Source organism: Pedobacter jaeyakensis, assembly GCF_054461315.1.
Genome location: NZ_CM136921.1, coordinates 3514899 through 3529947, shown reverse-complemented (window position 1 = coordinate 3529947; position 15049 = coordinate 3514899). Strand labels below are relative to the sequence as shown.

Here is a 15049-nt window from a genome sequence, read left to right as displayed (position 1 = left end):
ATTCATTTGCCATGCAAGAGATCAAAAAATATGTAGAAGAAAATAAACAGCGTTTTTTAGAGGAGCTGTTTGAGTTGTTGCGTTTCCCATCGGTAAGCGCGGATCCTAAATACAAAGATGACGTTCTTAAAACCGCGGATTATGTGGCCAGTAAGTTAAAGGAAGCAGGTGCCGATAAGGTAGAGATCTGTGAAACTGCCGGTTACCCGATTGTTTATGGTGAAAAGATAGTTGACCCTAGTTTACCAACTGTTTTGATCTATGGGCACTATGATGTGCAACCTGCTGATCCATTGGAACTGTGGAAAACACCGCCGTTTGAGCCAACCGTGAGGGACGGTAAAATCTATGCCCGCGGTGCATGTGATGATAAAGGTCAGTTTTATATGCATGTTAAGGCATTTGAATTGATGATGAAAACCAATACCCTGGCTTGTAACGTGAAGTTTATGATAGAGGGTGAGGAGGAAGTTGGATCTGCAAACCTGGGGATTTTTGTGAACGCCAATGTTGACCGTTTAAAGGCTGATGTGGTATTAATTTCTGATACTTCAATGATCAGTATGGAAAACCCTTCTATTGAGACCGGTTTGAGAGGTTTGGCTTATATGGAAGTAGAAGTTGTTGGCCCTAACCGCGATTTGCACTCTGGTGTATATGGCGGTGCTGTTGCTAACCCGGCTACCATTCTTTGTAAGATGATTGCTTCATTACATGATGAGCACAACCACATTACGATCCCGGCATTTTACGATAAGGTGATTGAATTGACAGATGAGGAGAAGAAGGCATTGAATTCTGCCCCGTTTGATTTGGATGAGTATAAAACTGATTTGGATATCGCCTCAGAATGGGGAGAGAAAGGTTATTCTACGCTTGAACGCACGGGTACCAGGCCTACACTTGAAGTGAACGGCATCTGGAGCGGTTACATTGGTGAAGGTGCGAAGACCGTACTTCCTTCCAAAGCGAATGCAAAAATCTCTATGCGTTTGGTACCCAACCAAAGCTCTGAAGAGATTGCTGATATATTTACCAAGCATTTTGAAAGCATCGCGCCAGCTACCGTTAAAGTTAAGGTTACGGCACATCATGGTGGTGAACCGGTGGTTACGCCTACGGACAGCACTGCTTACCGTGCTGCGGAAAAGGCTATTGTTGATTCTTTTGGTAAAGCACCAATCCCAACCAGGGGCGGGGGCAGTATTCCTATTGTAGCGTTGTTTGAAAGTGCATTGGGCATCAAATCTGTATTGTTCGGTTTTGGATTGGATAGTGATGCGTTGCACTCGCCAAATGAGAAATACGACATTTATAATTATTACAAAGGGATTGAAACGCTTCCTTTATTTCATAAGTATTTTGCGGAATTGAGTAAAGGATAGTTTTATCCTTAGTTTATAAAAACACCAATATTCCTTCTCTCCTCGCAGCTATGATAAATTGCTGCGGATGCGATCAGGAACATTGGTGTTTTTATTTTAAACGTGTTATTGTACTTTTGCAGCTAACATGCCAGCCCCTAAACGTAAGTCGACCATCCCCAAACCTGCTGCTTTTCCAAAGAAAAAACCGGTTCCCCGTAAGCGGGTGACAAAAAAAGGTAAAGGCTTATCCAGGGAATGGAAGTTCGTTATCGTAGGTCTGTTGTTGGTTCTTTTTTCGCCCTTTTATTACGGTTATATCATTAAAGGATTCAGTTCTACCTGGCGCTGGGTGAAAGACTGGGGAGAGGATCCAAATTATCGCAGCTACAGGAGTTTTAACATCCGGATACCTAAGGGAAACCAGATCCATGGTATTGATGTGTCCTATTATCAAGGTAAAATAGATTGGAAGCAGGTTAAGTTGATGGAGGAGGACGATGTGAAGATCCAGTTTGCTTTTATCAAGGCAACCGAGGGGCTTTTCAATGTTGATCCCTATTTTCAGCGCAATTGGAGGGAGGCGCCCAAGGCCGGGATTATTTGCGGGGCCTATCATTACCTGTTGCCAAAGAAGTCTGGCGAATGGCAGGCGAAGTTTTTTCTGCAGACTGTAAAATTTGAGGCTGGGGACTTACCGCCGGTATGTGATATTGAGGAATTGAATGGGATACCGGCATCTAAGATGCGTGTGCAGCTTTCTGCATTTTTAACCTTTGTGGAGAAGAAAACTGGCGTGAAGCCAATTATTTATACTGGATTATCGTTCTACAAGGACTACCTGCAGGGCCACTTTGACGAGTACCCGCTTTGGATTGCACATTACAATCAGCCCAAGTTAAAGGTAGCATCGAGCGTGAACTGGCATTTCTGGCAGCATTCTGATCAGGCGAAGGTGAGCGGCATCAATCATGTAGTTGATTTTAATTCTTTTAATGGCGATAGTCTGGCCTTTAGCAGGATGCTGATCAAATAGCCCGACTGACTAATTAATTATCCATTTTTCGCAACCTTCCAGGAATGCCGGATCTGCATCGGCCCCTATGCCCGGTGTATCCGGAACTTCAATCGTGTAATTATGATAGGTAATGCCACCAATAACCGGATCGATAAGGTGGCCTAATAGGGGCGAATCCATGTCGAAGAATACGATATTGGGACTGGCCAGCGCGAAATGCATGCTGGCGCTGATGGCGATCCTGGTTTCCAGCATGCCGCCCATCATACATTTGATGCCTGCCTGGAGGGCAGTTTCATGAATTTTCTGGGCTTCCAATATCCCGCCGGATTTAGAGAACTTGATGTTGATATAGGAGCATGACTGGCTATTGATTAATTTCCGGGCATCATGGTGGTTGTAACAACTTTCATCGGCCATGATCTTTATTGGAGAGTTGGCATGAAGCTCAGGCAATTTGTCGTCGTACCAGGTGCGCATGGGTTGTTCGCAAAACTCAATATCATAGGGAGCAATGGCGCCAAGGGCATATAATGCCTCGTCGAACGACCAGCCCTGGTTGGCATCCAGTCGCAATTTGATCTTCTCACCAACAGCTGCCCTAATCTGTTTGACGCGTTCTATATCCTCATGTACCTCTTTACCCAATTTTATCTTGATAATGCTGCAGCCTTTGGCTTTCAATGCAATTGCCGCCTCCGCCATCTTTTCTGGGGTGTTGATGCCAATGGTGATGTCGGTTATGATACTTCTTTTAGTCCCACCGAGGAATGCGTAGAGTGGCAAGTTCTCGTTCCTGGCCGCAATATCAAACAGCGCCATGTCGAACGCGCTTTTTATCGTTCCATTGTGCGCGGCATAACCAAGGAGGTCGTCCATCCTGGACGGGATGTCCAAAGGATCTTTACCAATTAAGATACGCGCAAATTCTTTTGCCATAACTATGCAAGTTTCCTGGTTTTCGCCAACAATCATAGGAAAGGCAGAACATTCGCCTACGCCATGGATGCCCTGATCAGTATAGATCCTAACTAAAACATTTTGAGCAAAATACATTGTTCCGGTAGCGATAACAAAGGGCTCTGTTGGAATACTGAAGCGGTAAATTTCGATGTGGGAGATTTTCATGGCATAAGGCTTGTTCCGTAAAAATACAAGTTATCTTTCTACCTTTAAAATATGAATTCAGAACCTAATCGCCTGATCAAGGCATCATCCCCATATTTATTACAGCACGCCCATAACCCGGTAAATTGGTTTGAATGGGGAGAAGAGGCATTGGAATTGGCGAAACGGGAAAACAAGCTGATTTTGGTGAGTATCGGCTATTCAGCTTGTCACTGGTGCCATGTGATGGAACGTGAAAGCTTTGAACGCCATGAAGTTGCGGAGGTGATGAACCAACATTTCATCTGCATAAAAGTGGACAGGGAGGAGCGACCAGATATAGACCAGATCTATATGATGGCCATCCAGTTGATGACAGGCAGTGGCGGCTGGCCATTGAACTGTATATGTTTGCCAGACCAGCGGCCAATTTACGGAGGTACCTATTTTAGAAAGGACGATTGGATCAATGTCCTGTTGAGCGTATCAAACCTTTGGGCTACAGAACCGGAAAAAGCATTCCAATATGCAGACCGACTAACCGATGGCATCAACAACTCTGAAAAGGTATTGGTGGCTTTGGAGCCCCAGGCTTACAGCGGAGCAGATTTGACAGCGATAACAGAGCCCTGGAAAAGGTTGTTTGATATGGCGGAAGGTGGGTATAACAGGGCGCCAAAATTTCCTTTGCCCAACAACTGGAAGTTTATGCTGCGGTACAGCAGGCTTATGGAAGATGATGCCACGCATGTATCAACGCTGCTTACCTTAGAAAAGATGGCAATGGGCGGCATATATGACCATGTTGGCGGCGGATTTGCCAGGTATTCTGTGGACGGCAACTGGCATGTGCCTCACTTTGAAAAGATGCTTTATGATAACGGGCAGTTAATTGGTCTTTATGCAGAGGCCTATCAATATTCAAGGTCGCCGCGATTTAAAGAAGTTGTGGAAGAGACGGTAGCCTGGCTGGAACGGGAAATGTTATCAGAACAAGGATTGTTCTACGCTGCGCTTGATGCAGATAGTGAGGGTGTTGAAGGTAAATTCTATGTGTGGGACCAATTGGAATTTGATGCTGTGCTTGGAGAAGACGCTGAAGTGCTGCACGATTATTTCCATGTTACCGAAGCAGGCAACTGGGAAGAGGAACAGACGAACATTCTGTTGACCAAATTTTCTGAGGAGGAGTATGCCGAGGTTAAAGGGCTGACGATACTGGAGCTTCAGGATAAAATAAGAAAGGCCAAGGCCGCCTTGCTTAAAGTTAGAAGTAAGAGAGTAAGGCCAGGTTTGGATGATAAGTGTTTGACGGCATGGAATGGCATTGCCATTAAAGGTCTGGCGGATGCGGCGCAGGTGTTTAACAATGATCACTACTATTTGCTGGCCCAAAAGGCGGCTGATTTTATCCTGGCCGAATTGCAGACCGAGGATGGTGGATTGTATAGAAATTATAAGAGTGGCAAAGTGAGCATCAATGGGTTTTTGGACGATTATGCCCTGTTTATTGAGGCATTGCTTGCCTTGTATGAGACGGATTTTAAGGAGCGCTGGTTGAGTGCTGCAAGGAGACTAACAGATTATGTGCTGGAGAATTTTATGGATAGCCATAGTCCGATGTTGTTCTACACCTCTATAAAAAGTGAAGCGCTTATTGCCAGAAAGCACGAGATTATGGACAATGTGATTCCAGCTGCCAATTCTGTGATGGCCCAAAACCTGCACAAACTGGGTTTATTGTTTGACGATCAATTGTTTTTAGATAAAGCTGCTGCGATGCTGGCGGCCGTTTTCCCTCAAATTAAAACCTATGGCTCCGCCTATTCCAATTGGGGTATACAGTTGTTAAACGAGGTATTTGGCATGAATGAGATCGCGATAACAGGGGAGGGGTTGTTGGAAATTAAGAAGGCCTTCAATCACCATTACATTCCGAACAAAGTTTTTTTAGCAGGAACAAATTCTGAGCTTCCATTGTTAAAAGATAAGCAAAGCTTTGAAACAAAAATCTATATTTGCCGAAATAAAGCGTGCCAGTTGCCCGTAAGTACGGTTGATGAAGCATTACAGTTGATAACTAAATAACATCACAATGAGTATTAAACCCAATACAGTAGTGTCATTAACGTACGAATTGCATACGACTAATGAAGAAGGACAACAAGTTTTTGTAGAGAAAGCTGATCAGGAAAATGCATTGACATTTTTATATGGCACAGGAATGATGTTGCCAAAGTTTGAAGAGCATTTGGCTGGTTTGCAGGTTGGCGATCCATATAGCTTCGAATTAACTGCAGCAGATGGTTATGGAGAATTAGATCCAGGTGCTTATGCTGATTTACCAAAAGACATGTTTAAAGATGTGGATCTGCCTGCGGTAGGTGATGTGATTCCTTTGCAAGACAATCAGGGAAACCATTTCAGAGCAGGTGTTACTGCTATACATGAGGACACCGTTTCTGTAGATTTGAACCATCCAATGGCCGGTAAAAACCTAATCTTTGCTGGTGAGATACTTGCGGTACGTGAGGCTACACCAGAAGAGTTAAGCCATGGTCATGCTCATGGAGCTGACGGGCATTCTGGTCACTAGTTGGCGTTTGACTTTTAAAAAACCCAATCTTATTTTTCGAAATGCGGATTTATTTCTAAATCGAGCAGAAAAATAAGATTGGGTTTTTAGTATTTAGTTTAGTACGGCAGCAGCCAATGAAATGGGCGGATTGTCCATCGCATTCCCAGCATTCAATTTAAGCGTGCCCTTTACTTTAACTGTTTGATAGGTGAATTTGATGGGCTCAGTCATCTCGACCATCACCATAATCGGTACGCCATTTTTTCCGCAATAGAAACACTGGTTGATGGGTAGGGTAGATAACATGAATTTGGTTTGTTTCATCCCATCTTTTATCGGTACGATATAGCCCTCCAGCTCGAAAGGCTTATTGGCAAACTTTTTAATGTTGTTGTTATAAACCGCATACATTTCTGTATCCTTAACAATTTTGAAATCTACACTTCCGATCACATCCCAGTTATCTGAAATGATCTGATCATCTGGATTGTGCTGCGCTTTAGCGGCGAAGCCGGCTAACAACAGTAATGCAAAAAGTAGTTTCTTCATCTTAAATTATTTATGGCTTCTTAACCTGGCGAAATCTTCAGTTTTAATGTACTCATCGTACGTCATCATTTTATCGATAGCACCGTTTGCTGTCAGCTCGATCACACGTGTAGCTACTGATTCCGTAAGTGCGTGATCTCGTGAAGTAAACAAAGCCGTTCCTTTAAAATCTTTCAATCCGTTGTTGAGCGCGGTAATTGACTCCAGATCCAGGTGATTCGTTGGCTCGTCTAGCAGCAATAAGTTCGCATGTCTAAGCATCATTTGCGAGAACATGCACCTCATTTTCTCTCCACCGGAAAGTACTTTTACATTTTTTAGCACCTCTTCACCAGAGAATAGCATCCTACCTAAGAAACTTCTTACAAATTGCTCATCCTGGTCGGTACCTGAATATTCCCTTAGCCAGTCGACCAAGTTCTCATCTTTTCCTTCAAAATATTGAGAGTTGTCATTCGGGATATCCGCGATGTTAATGGTAACACCAAATTTGAATTCGCCGGTGTAGTTCTTTTCCCTGCCTGTCAAGATGTTGTAAAAGGCTGTGGTGGCCAGGCTGTTTGGAGAAAGTACCGTGATTTTATCGCCTTTGTTGACCATGAAGCTGACATTTTTGAACATGACTTCACCATTTAAGGTGTAAGATAAGTTCTCTACTTGCAGGATTTGATCACCAGCTTCCCTGCCCAGGTTATTGAATAAGATGGCAGGATACTTTCTGCTTGACGCCTTAATCTCTGAGATGTCAATTTTATCGAGCGCTTTTTTACGTGACGTTGCCTGTTTAGATTTAGAAGCATTGGCGCTGAAACGTTGGATAAATTCCTGAAGCTCTTTTACCTTTTCTTCTAATTTCTTGTTCTGGTCGCTCCGTTGTTTCAATGCCAATTGGCTGGATTCGTACCAGAAGGTATAGTTACCAGAGTAGATGTTCATTTTAGCGAAATCGATATCTACAATGTGGGTGCAAACTGCATCCAGGAAGTGCCTATCGTGAGATACCACCAAAACGATGCTTTGGTAATCTGCCAGGAAGTTTTCCAGCCAGGCAATGGTATCGATGTCCAAATCATTGGTAGGCTCATCCAGCAGCAAGATATCGGGGTTACCGAAAAGCGCTTGTGCCAAAAGGACACGAACTTTTTGATTACCATCCAGTTCTTTAAGTTGTTTATAATGGTGCTCTTCTTTAATGCCCAGGTTGCTCAACATGGTTGCCGCGTTGCTTTCCATGTTCCAACCGTCCATTTCTGCAAACCTGTTCTCAAGTTCACCTGCACGCTCTCCGTCTTTATCAGAAAAATCTTCCTTAAGATAGATGGCGTCCTTTTCCTTCATGATGTCGTACAGCTCTTTGTGGCCCATCATTACGGTTTCAATTACAGAAAATTCATCAAATTCATAGTGATTTTGTTTTAAAACCGCCATGCGCTCACCAGGGGTAAAGGCTACACTTCCGGTGGTCTGGTTAACTTCACCAGATAAGATTTTTAAAAAGGTAGACTTGCCGGCACCATTTGCGCCAATTACACCATAGCAATTGCCCTGGGTAAACTTTAAGTTTACATCTTCAAATAAGGTGCGTTTTCCGTAACGGAGGGATAGATTGGATACTGAAATCATATTGTTGAATAAGCCGCAAAGGTAGGCATTATTTACAAATTGATTAAGCTGGCATTTTTTAGTTTTATATTTTTTATTTTAGTAATTGTGGATAAAGAAGAACTTCTAATTGCACTGTCGCTGCCCATGCATTTTCAGATGGTAGCAAATTTAACCCGTATACTGGATAGCCGTGAAGTGGATATCCGTAATCTCTTTGAGTTGACCTTTCATAAAAAGAAAGAAGTTGCATTTAGAGCCGCATGGATGCTGGAATATTTAATGGTAAACGAACCCTCTGCGTTTGCTGATCATATTGGTTTGCTATTCGAGCTCCTGCCAAGACAGAAAAATCAATCGTCAATGCGCCATTACAGTAAGATGATTTCTATCCTTACAGATAAGCGCGTAAATAGCTGTTATAAAGAGCCTTTAAGCAAGATAAATTTAGAGCCAGTTATTGAGGTTTTGTTTACCTGGCTAATTGATAACAATGTGCTTGTGGCAACCAAAGTGCATTGTATGCAAAGTCTGGCTAACCTCAGCTTCCGCTTCTCGTGGATTAAAGAAGAATTGCTGCAAACGATACACCATTTGGAGGCGACGGAAAGCATAGCTTTTTTTGCTCGTGCAAGGGTTGTAAAAAAGACTTTGAGCAAACATTGCGCATCACGTTAAATTATATTTTTGTTGGTATACAGATAAAATGAACATGAAAACAGAGATTGAAATCATCAGTTCTATTATAAAGCGCAGAAGAAGTATCTTTCCAATTAGCTATACCGGCGAGCAGATTCCTGTGGAGGTAATTAAGCAAATTCTGGAAAGCGCCAATTACGCGCCTACGCACAAATTGACACAGCCCTGGAGGTTTATTGTTTTTAGGAATGAGGGAAAGGAAAACCTGGGAAAGGAATTGGCGAGGTTGTATAAGGAGACGACTCCAGAGCATCAGTTTCTGGCCAAAAAATACGACAGCATTACGGAGAAGGCGGCACAGGCCAGTTGTATCATTACACTGAACGCGAAATTGAGTCCGGAAAAATTGCCGGAGTGGGAAGAAATAGCGGCGTTGGCATGTGCTGTGCAAAATATGGCCCTTACTGCTGAGGCATTAAGCGTAGGAGCTTATTGGAGTTCGCCGGGAATGATTGCAGATTTGAAGGATTATCTTAACTTAGAGGAGCAAGAGAAATGCTTTGGCCTCTTTTATATGGGATACCATAACGAAAAGCCACGTGAAGCTGCACGCACTTCTATTGAAAGTAAAACCAAATGGATAGAATTTTAGAATATGCAAAATATTAAGGAAACGCTTTACCAATTGTGCCGGAGCTTTATGGAGCAGCGCATTCAAACTGCAGAAACCGCCCTGGCACAAGCCCGCGAGGCGAGTAACGACGATACGAAAAGTAGTGCCGGCGATAAGTATGAAACGAGCAGGGAGATGATGCAGCAGGATATTGACAGGAATAAGCGTTTATTAATTGATGCCCAGGATAATTTGAGGGTGCTGCAATCTGTTGATGTGTCGTTACAATCGGCAAAGGTTACGCATGGCAGTTTGGTGCTGACCAACCAGGGTTCTTTCTACATCAGCGTTAGCGCGGGACAACTGCATGTGGATGATAAAACCATCTTTGCGATCTCGCCTGCATCCCCGATAGGGAAATTGCTGCTGGAGAAAGCAAAGGGAGATGGTTTCGACTTTAACGGTAAGACCTATTTGATACAAGAAGTAGTTTAAGAACAGCCGTTAAAAGCTGTTCTTAATGCTGTTGCTTAGGGTTTTTGGACTCCAATAACCGCTTGCAATGATTCTTCTGATGGTAAACAGAGGCTCCCTTTCATCACGTTTTGTAGAAAGGGCAAAAGCCATTTTGAAGCCTCTTTTCTTTAATTGAGGGATACCTTCGGCATTCCACAATCCGAATGGATAAGCAAATTCTGTCATCTTTTTACCAGTGATTTCTTCTAATTTCTTAGTTGGTTTGTCCAGTTGCTCTTCCCAGTCTTTACCTGCGTATTTTTTAAAGTTCTTATGATCGTAAGTGTGACTACCGATAACGTTTCCTGCATCAGATAGCGCCTTGATCTGCTCTTTACTCATATAGTCTACAAATTTGCCTTTTCTGCCGATGGACACGGTCATGATGAAATACACAGCTTTGAAGCCATATTTCTTTAAGGTAGGTGCAGCGATGGTAAACTGATCCATGTCTGTATCATCAAATGTAAACATAATGGGCTTGCTTGGAAGTGGCGCTCCTGTATTCAAATAGGCATACAATTGATCTGGCAAGATGGAGTGGTAACCACTATCGGCCAGCATTTTAACCTGATCTTTAAAATTTTGAACTTCTACAATGTAATCTTTACCTACTTTACCATCAGTGGGTTTCCAGTTCCTGATTTGGTGATAGCAAAGAATAGGCACCTGTTTTCTGGCCAGGATGGTCTTGGCATCCGCCACTTTTATTTTATTGATGTCGATCTTGCCTGAGGGTGGAACTTGATTGCTTCCATCAGTTGCTTCAGCAGTGGTTGCTGTAGAGTCGTTAGGATTTGCAGAAGTATTGTTGGCTTCTGACTTAGACTGGCATCCGGTTGTTAAAATAACCGCTGCAGTAAATAAGGATAACAGGTGTCGCTTCATTTATAGAATGTTTGATGCAAAACTATAAAATCAACTGATTAATTACTGCTGGAACTATCACTTTTATTACAATTAAATACAAGTGAGGCTTATTTTTAATCAATATTTTAGCGTTTCAATTAGCTAAACGATATGAAGAAACTGTACTTTTTATTTTTAATGAATTTTTGCCTCGCTTATAGCGCCATTTCTCAGGTTAAAACCTTTACACTTACAGAAGCGGTTAGTGCGGCACCTAAAGCAAACTACCAATTGGCGTCCAGGTTTTCTCCTGCAAAGGTGCGAAAAATGGTTTACTCTACTGCAGTTGATCCACATTGGCTGAAATTAAGCAATCGCTTTTGGTATGAGTATGAAACGCCGAATGGTAAAGAATGGTATTTGGTTGATCCGGTGACTAAAAGCAAAAAGAAGATTTTTGACAATGCGAAACTGGCCGCGGAGATTACCACCATTATCCGTGATCCTTTTGATGCACAGCACCTGCCATTGCTTAATTTGAAGTTTGCGGCAGATGAGAAAAGCCTGACCTTTGAAGTAAACAGTACCGTAGATGAGTTGAAGAAGGACCGTAAAGACAAGAAGGCTGCTGATTCTATGCAAAAGAAAGTATATAATTTTACGTATACCATCGCTACACAAAAACTAACGGAAGTACCCAATTTTACCAAACCTAAAGCTAAGCCTTCCTGGGGATCTGTAGCGCCGGATTCTTCTGCCATCATCTTCAGCAGAAATTACAACCTCTACTGGATGGACAAAGAGAACTACAGAAAAGCCGTTAAGAATGAAGATGACAGTACTATTGTAGAACATCAGCTTACTAAAGATGGCGTTAAATTCTATGCTTATGGAAGTGATGGAGACGGGGAATCCAATGAGGATGAGCTAAAGAATAACAAAAAGCGACGCAGGGCTTTCGTGATGTGGTCGCCAAATTCAAAATATTTCGTGCTGGACCGTACAGACTCCAGAAAAGTAAAAGACCTTTGGGTGATCAACAATACGGCAGCGGGCAGACCAACCCTGGAAACCTATAAGTATCAAATGCCCGGTGAAAAGGAATCGCCAATTGATGAACTTTTATTGTTCAACTTTGCAGCGAAAACATTCAAAAAACTAAACGTATCTGCCTTTAAGGATCAATCTGTTTCTGTTTGGTCGGCACCTTCTTTAAATAAGGACCGTGACAATGAATTTAGGCCTTCATTATGGTTGGGTAATAATAACAGGTTTTACTTTTCGCGCACCAGCAGAGATTTAAAAAGAATAGATTTCTGTTCCATAGACATCAGCACGGAGAAAGTTACCCCGCTGATTGATGAGCGCTTTAATACCTATGTAGAAATTAACAGGCCGGGCCTAATTAATGATGGTAAAGAAATTATCCACTGGTCGGAAAGAGATGGCTGGGGCCATTTTTACTTGTATGATGGTAACGGAAAGTTGAAAAACCAGATTACCAAAGGTCCGTTCCACACCGAAAACATTGTAAACATTGATGAGAAAAACAGGGTGTTGTACTTTACGGCAAACGGCAGGGAAGGAAAAGAAGATCCTTATTATTACCATCTGTACAGCATCAAATTTGACGGAACAGGCTTAAAGCTATTGGATGCCGGTGATTTCGATCATGCAGTAAATATGAATGATGAAGCCAAATTCTTTGTAGACAATTATTCAAGGGTGAATACAGCACCAAAATCTGTTCTAATGGACAATAATGGCCGGGTGGTGATGAACCTGGAAACTACTGATTTGAGTTTGTTAATGGCTAGTGGTTATAAATTTCCAGAACCGTTTAAGGTAAAGGCGGATGACGGTATCACCGATATTTATGGCGTAATGTATAAGCCGTTTGATTTCGACCCGAATAAAAAATATCCTATTATAGAATATGTTTACCCTGGTCCGCAGACGGAGGCGGTAAATAAGTCGTTTACCAAAAGCATGGACAACACAGATCGCCTTGCGCAATTGGGTTACATCGTGATCTCTGTAGGTAACAGAGGAGGAAATCCCGCCAGGTCTAAATGGTACCATACCTTTGGATATGGTAATTTGAGAGATTACGGACTTGCAGATAAAAAAGCAGCAATAGAACAATTGGCAGATAGATATAAATATATAGATGCCAGCAAAGTAGGAATAACCGGTCACTCCGGAGGCGGGTTTATGTCGACCGCCGCCATGCTGGTCTATCCGGATTTTTTCAAAGTAGCAGTTTCCAAAGCCGGAAATCACGACAATAGTATTTACAACAGGTGGTGGAGCGAGAAGCACCATGGCGTTAAAGAGATTGTTTCTGCCAAGGGCGATACAACATTTACCTACGATATTGATAAAAACCCGCAAATTGCTAAGAACCTGAAAGGACATTTGATGATCATGACGGGCGATATTGACAACAATGTGCATCCGGCGAATACAATTAGGTTGGCAAATGCATTAATGAAAGAGGGTAAAAGATTCGAATTTGTTATATTGCCGGGACAGCGACACGGATTTGGCGACCTAACCGAATATGCCTTCTGGAAGCTGGCAGATCATTTTAATAAGTATTTGATTGGAGATTTTGAAACACCAGACCAGGTAGACATGCTGGAAATGGACAGAGAACTGGAGCGGAAAAAATAATCACCAAAAAAGAATAAATTAATAAATCTTTCTACTCCAATTAAACGTTATAAAGCCATGAGATTATTGATAGAACGAAAACCAGTTAAAGTATATCCTGATCCGAAGAGGGTAATAGCACGATTTTTTTTTAATGGAGCAGAGCGCGCATTAGATGTGATTAAGCATGTGATGAGCCTTACGGACATTGAAGTATTTGGCATTATATCACCACTGCTGCAGGAGTATTCCAAGAGACACCGAAACATTACTAAAATTCTTACCCGTCATTGTAAGAAAATTAAGGCAAGCATAGAAGAGGCTGGTTTTGATTATGAAGATCTTGAAAAATACCACAGGTTATTGATCGGTTCTTATTTTACACATGAATATTCCATAGAATCAGCCGCATTCTTTAATCCATCGATTGTGGAAGACCCCGATCAGTCTGACCTGGTAGAAGGGGAGAAACGTGTGATCATCAGTTTTAGGGCAGTAGGAGAAGGGCATATTTCATCCGTTGTATTTAGAAGAGCACTGATCGACAGAAATAATGACATCACCGTTATTCCGGCCGGTAACTATATAGATGAAGCGGAAGTAATTAAAAATGCCGTTTATAACAAGAAGCTATTCCTTAAAAAAGGTGCTGATTCCAAGATTGAATTAGAGGTGCTAGACGAAGTAGGCCTGAAATTAGAAGACAAGTTTGATTATTCTACTTTAAGAAAAATCATTCTAGATTCTAAAAACCTTCAGATGGATGACATGAGGAAGCTGGAGTACGATAAAATACTCTGGTTGTCTGATACCTACCATGAAATTAGTTTTTCGAGGGATACAGATATTTCAGACCGTGTTATTTTCCCGATATCAGAATTTGAGCGTAAGGGAATAGAAGACGCCCGCTTTGTAAAGTTTGTTAAAGACGATGGTTCGATTGTCTACTATGCTACTTACACCGCTTTTGATGGCGCGATGATTATGCCTAAATTGCTGCAAACAACAGACTTTTATGATTTTAAGATTAGTCCACTACACGGTGTAGGCGCACAAAATAAGAACCTTGCATTATTCCCTAGAAAGATCAATGGAAAGTATGCCATGATGTCTCGTATAGATGGCTGTAACAATTACCTGATGTATTCAGATAAACTAACTGTTTGGGATAACCCGGTAAAACTACAAACACCGAAATTCCCGTGGGAATTTATACAGATTGGTAACTGCGGTTCACCTATCGAAACAAAAGACGGTTGGTTGGTGATTACACACGGTGTGGGTCCGATGAGGCGTTATTGCCTTGGTGCCAGTTTATTTGATCTAAATGACCCCTCTATAGAGATTGGAAGGTTACAAGAACCATTGGTGATTCCAAACAATGATGAGCGTGAAGGATATGTGCCTAATGTACTTTATTCGTGCGGATCCATCATCCACAATGGGGAGCTGATTATCCCTTACGGACTATCAGATTATTGTTCATCCTTTGCAGGTGTTAGTATCGATGTCCTTTTGGAGAAACTGAAAACCTCGGATAGCATCCTGTAATCGCGCCG

General features: G+C 42.2%; 13 protein-coding genes. 9 read left to right on the top strand and 4 right to left on the bottom strand.

Features of this window, described 5'->3' with window-relative positions; translation table 11 throughout:
* Nucleotides 1-11 precede the first annotated feature (11 nt).
* Both ACXZ1K_RS15715 and ACXZ1K_RS15710 read left to right on the top strand, forming a co-directional pair.
* On the top strand, nucleotides 12-1385 hold the full coding sequence (locus ACXZ1K_RS15715; RefSeq protein ID WP_458970625.1) for a dipeptidase: 1374 nt from the start codon (nucleotides 12-14) through the stop codon (nucleotides 1383-1385).
* Nucleotides 1386-1512: 127 nt separating this feature from the next.
* Nucleotides 1513-2400, top strand: a complete 888-nt coding sequence (locus tag ACXZ1K_RS15710; protein ID WP_458970624.1) for a glycoside hydrolase family 25 protein — start codon at nucleotides 1513-1515, stop codon at nucleotides 2398-2400.
* A 9-nt stretch (nucleotides 2401-2409) separates the two neighbouring features.
* On the opposite strand, the gene ACXZ1K_RS15705 is transcribed toward ACXZ1K_RS15710, so the two are convergent.
* A complete protein-coding gene (locus tag ACXZ1K_RS15705; RefSeq protein ID WP_458970623.1) occupies nucleotides 2410-3510 on the bottom strand; it encodes a mandelate racemase/muconate lactonizing enzyme family protein in 1101 nt (366 codons plus the stop codon).
* Between the two features lie 51 nt (nucleotides 3511-3561).
* On the opposite strand from ACXZ1K_RS15705, the gene ACXZ1K_RS15700 reads away from it, so the two are divergent.
* A complete protein-coding gene (locus ACXZ1K_RS15700; protein WP_458970622.1) occupies nucleotides 3562-5577 on the top strand; it encodes a thioredoxin domain-containing protein in 2016 nt (671 codons plus the stop codon).
* A 7-nt stretch (nucleotides 5578-5584) separates the two neighbouring features.
* Nucleotides 5585-6085, top strand: coding sequence for an FKBP-type peptidyl-prolyl cis-trans isomerase (locus tag ACXZ1K_RS15695; protein ID WP_458970621.1), 501 nt, complete (start codon nucleotides 5585-5587; stop codon nucleotides 6083-6085).
* Between the two features lie 93 nt (nucleotides 6086-6178).
* On the opposite strand, the gene ACXZ1K_RS15690 is transcribed toward ACXZ1K_RS15695, so the two are convergent.
* Nucleotides 6179-6616 (bottom strand): hypothetical protein, encoded by a 438-nt coding sequence (locus ACXZ1K_RS15690; protein ID WP_458970620.1) that lies wholly within the window; start codon nucleotides 6614-6616, stop codon nucleotides 6179-6181.
* Nucleotides 6617-6622: 6 nt separating this feature from the next.
* Nucleotides 6623-8239 carry an ABC-F family ATP-binding cassette domain-containing protein gene (locus ACXZ1K_RS15685; protein WP_458970619.1) on the bottom strand — a complete coding sequence of 539 codons (1617 nt, stop codon included), beginning with the start codon at nucleotides 8237-8239 and terminating at the stop codon, nucleotides 6623-6625.
* Nucleotides 8240-8326: 87 nt separating this feature from the next.
* Between ACXZ1K_RS15685 and ACXZ1K_RS15680 the strand changes: the two genes are divergently transcribed.
* From ACXZ1K_RS15680 to ACXZ1K_RS15670, 3 genes are read left to right on the top strand one after another with little or no spacing between them, the layout of a single operon-like run.
* Nucleotides 8327-8896 carry a hypothetical protein gene (locus ACXZ1K_RS15680; protein WP_458970618.1) on the top strand — a complete coding sequence of 190 codons (570 nt, stop codon included), beginning with the start codon at nucleotides 8327-8329 and terminating at the stop codon, nucleotides 8894-8896.
* A 34-nt stretch (nucleotides 8897-8930) separates the two neighbouring features.
* Nucleotides 8931-9509, top strand: coding sequence for a nitroreductase family protein (locus ACXZ1K_RS15675; RefSeq protein ID WP_458970617.1), 579 nt, complete (start codon nucleotides 8931-8933; stop codon nucleotides 9507-9509).
* A 3-nt stretch (nucleotides 9510-9512) separates the two neighbouring features.
* Nucleotides 9513-9965 carry a 3-oxoacyl-ACP synthase gene (locus ACXZ1K_RS15670; RefSeq protein ID WP_458970616.1) on the top strand — a complete coding sequence of 151 codons (453 nt, stop codon included), beginning with the start codon at nucleotides 9513-9515 and terminating at the stop codon, nucleotides 9963-9965.
* Nucleotides 9966-9974: 9 nt separating this feature from the next.
* Here the strand turns inward: ACXZ1K_RS15670 and ACXZ1K_RS15665 are convergent, their stop codons facing one another.
* Nucleotides 9975-10874 carry a polysaccharide deacetylase family protein gene (locus ACXZ1K_RS15665; protein WP_458970615.1) on the bottom strand — a complete coding sequence of 300 codons (900 nt, stop codon included), beginning with the start codon at nucleotides 10872-10874 and terminating at the stop codon, nucleotides 9975-9977.
* Between the two features lie 132 nt (nucleotides 10875-11006).
* Between ACXZ1K_RS15665 and ACXZ1K_RS15660 the strand changes: the two genes are divergently transcribed.
* Complete coding sequence (locus ACXZ1K_RS15660; protein ID WP_458970614.1) at nucleotides 11007-13511, top strand: S9 family peptidase; 2505 nt, start codon at nucleotides 11007-11009, stop codon at nucleotides 13509-13511.
* 57 nt (nucleotides 13512-13568) lie between these two features.
* The gene (locus tag ACXZ1K_RS15655; protein ID WP_458970613.1) at nucleotides 13569-15041 is read left to right on the top strand and encodes a glycoside hydrolase family 130 protein; all 1473 of its coding nucleotides are present in this window, start codon (nucleotides 13569-13571) and stop codon (nucleotides 15039-15041) included.
* The last annotated feature ends 8 nt before the right edge of the window (nucleotides 15042-15049 follow it).

What these genes read in the sequence shown, in the direction of transcription:
- ACXZ1K_RS15715 (WP_458970625.1), top strand. Translation starts at nt 12, where the DNA reads ATGCAAGAGATCAAAAAATATGTAGAAGAAAATAAACAGCGTTTTTTA.
- ACXZ1K_RS15710 (WP_458970624.1), top strand. Translation starts at nt 1,513, where the DNA reads ATGCCAGCCCCTAAACGTAAGTCGACCATCCCCAAACCTGCTGCTTTT.
- ACXZ1K_RS15705 (WP_458970623.1), bottom strand. Translation starts at nt 3,510, where the DNA reads ATGAAAATCTCCCACATCGAAATTTACCGCTTCAGTATTCCAACAGAG.
- ACXZ1K_RS15700 (WP_458970622.1), top strand. Translation starts at nt 3,562, where the DNA reads ATGAATTCAGAACCTAATCGCCTGATCAAGGCATCATCCCCATATTTA.
- ACXZ1K_RS15695 (WP_458970621.1), top strand. Translation starts at nt 5,585, where the DNA reads ATGAGTATTAAACCCAATACAGTAGTGTCATTAACGTACGAATTGCAT.
- ACXZ1K_RS15690 (WP_458970620.1), bottom strand. Translation starts at nt 6,616, where the DNA reads ATGAAGAAACTACTTTTTGCATTACTGTTGTTAGCCGGCTTCGCCGCT.
- ACXZ1K_RS15685 (WP_458970619.1), bottom strand. Translation starts at nt 8,239, where the DNA reads ATGATTTCAGTATCCAATCTATCCCTCCGTTACGGAAAACGCACCTTA.
- ACXZ1K_RS15675 (WP_458970617.1), top strand. Translation starts at nt 8,931, where the DNA reads ATGAAAACAGAGATTGAAATCATCAGTTCTATTATAAAGCGCAGAAGA.
- ACXZ1K_RS15670 (WP_458970616.1), top strand. Translation starts at nt 9,513, where the DNA reads ATGCAAAATATTAAGGAAACGCTTTACCAATTGTGCCGGAGCTTTATG.
- ACXZ1K_RS15665 (WP_458970615.1), bottom strand. Translation starts at nt 10,874, where the DNA reads ATGAAGCGACACCTGTTATCCTTATTTACTGCAGCGGTTATTTTAACA.
- ACXZ1K_RS15660 (WP_458970614.1), top strand. Translation starts at nt 11,007, where the DNA reads ATGAAGAAACTGTACTTTTTATTTTTAATGAATTTTTGCCTCGCTTAT.
- ACXZ1K_RS15655 (WP_458970613.1), top strand. Translation starts at nt 13,569, where the DNA reads ATGAGATTATTGATAGAACGAAAACCAGTTAAAGTATATCCTGATCCG.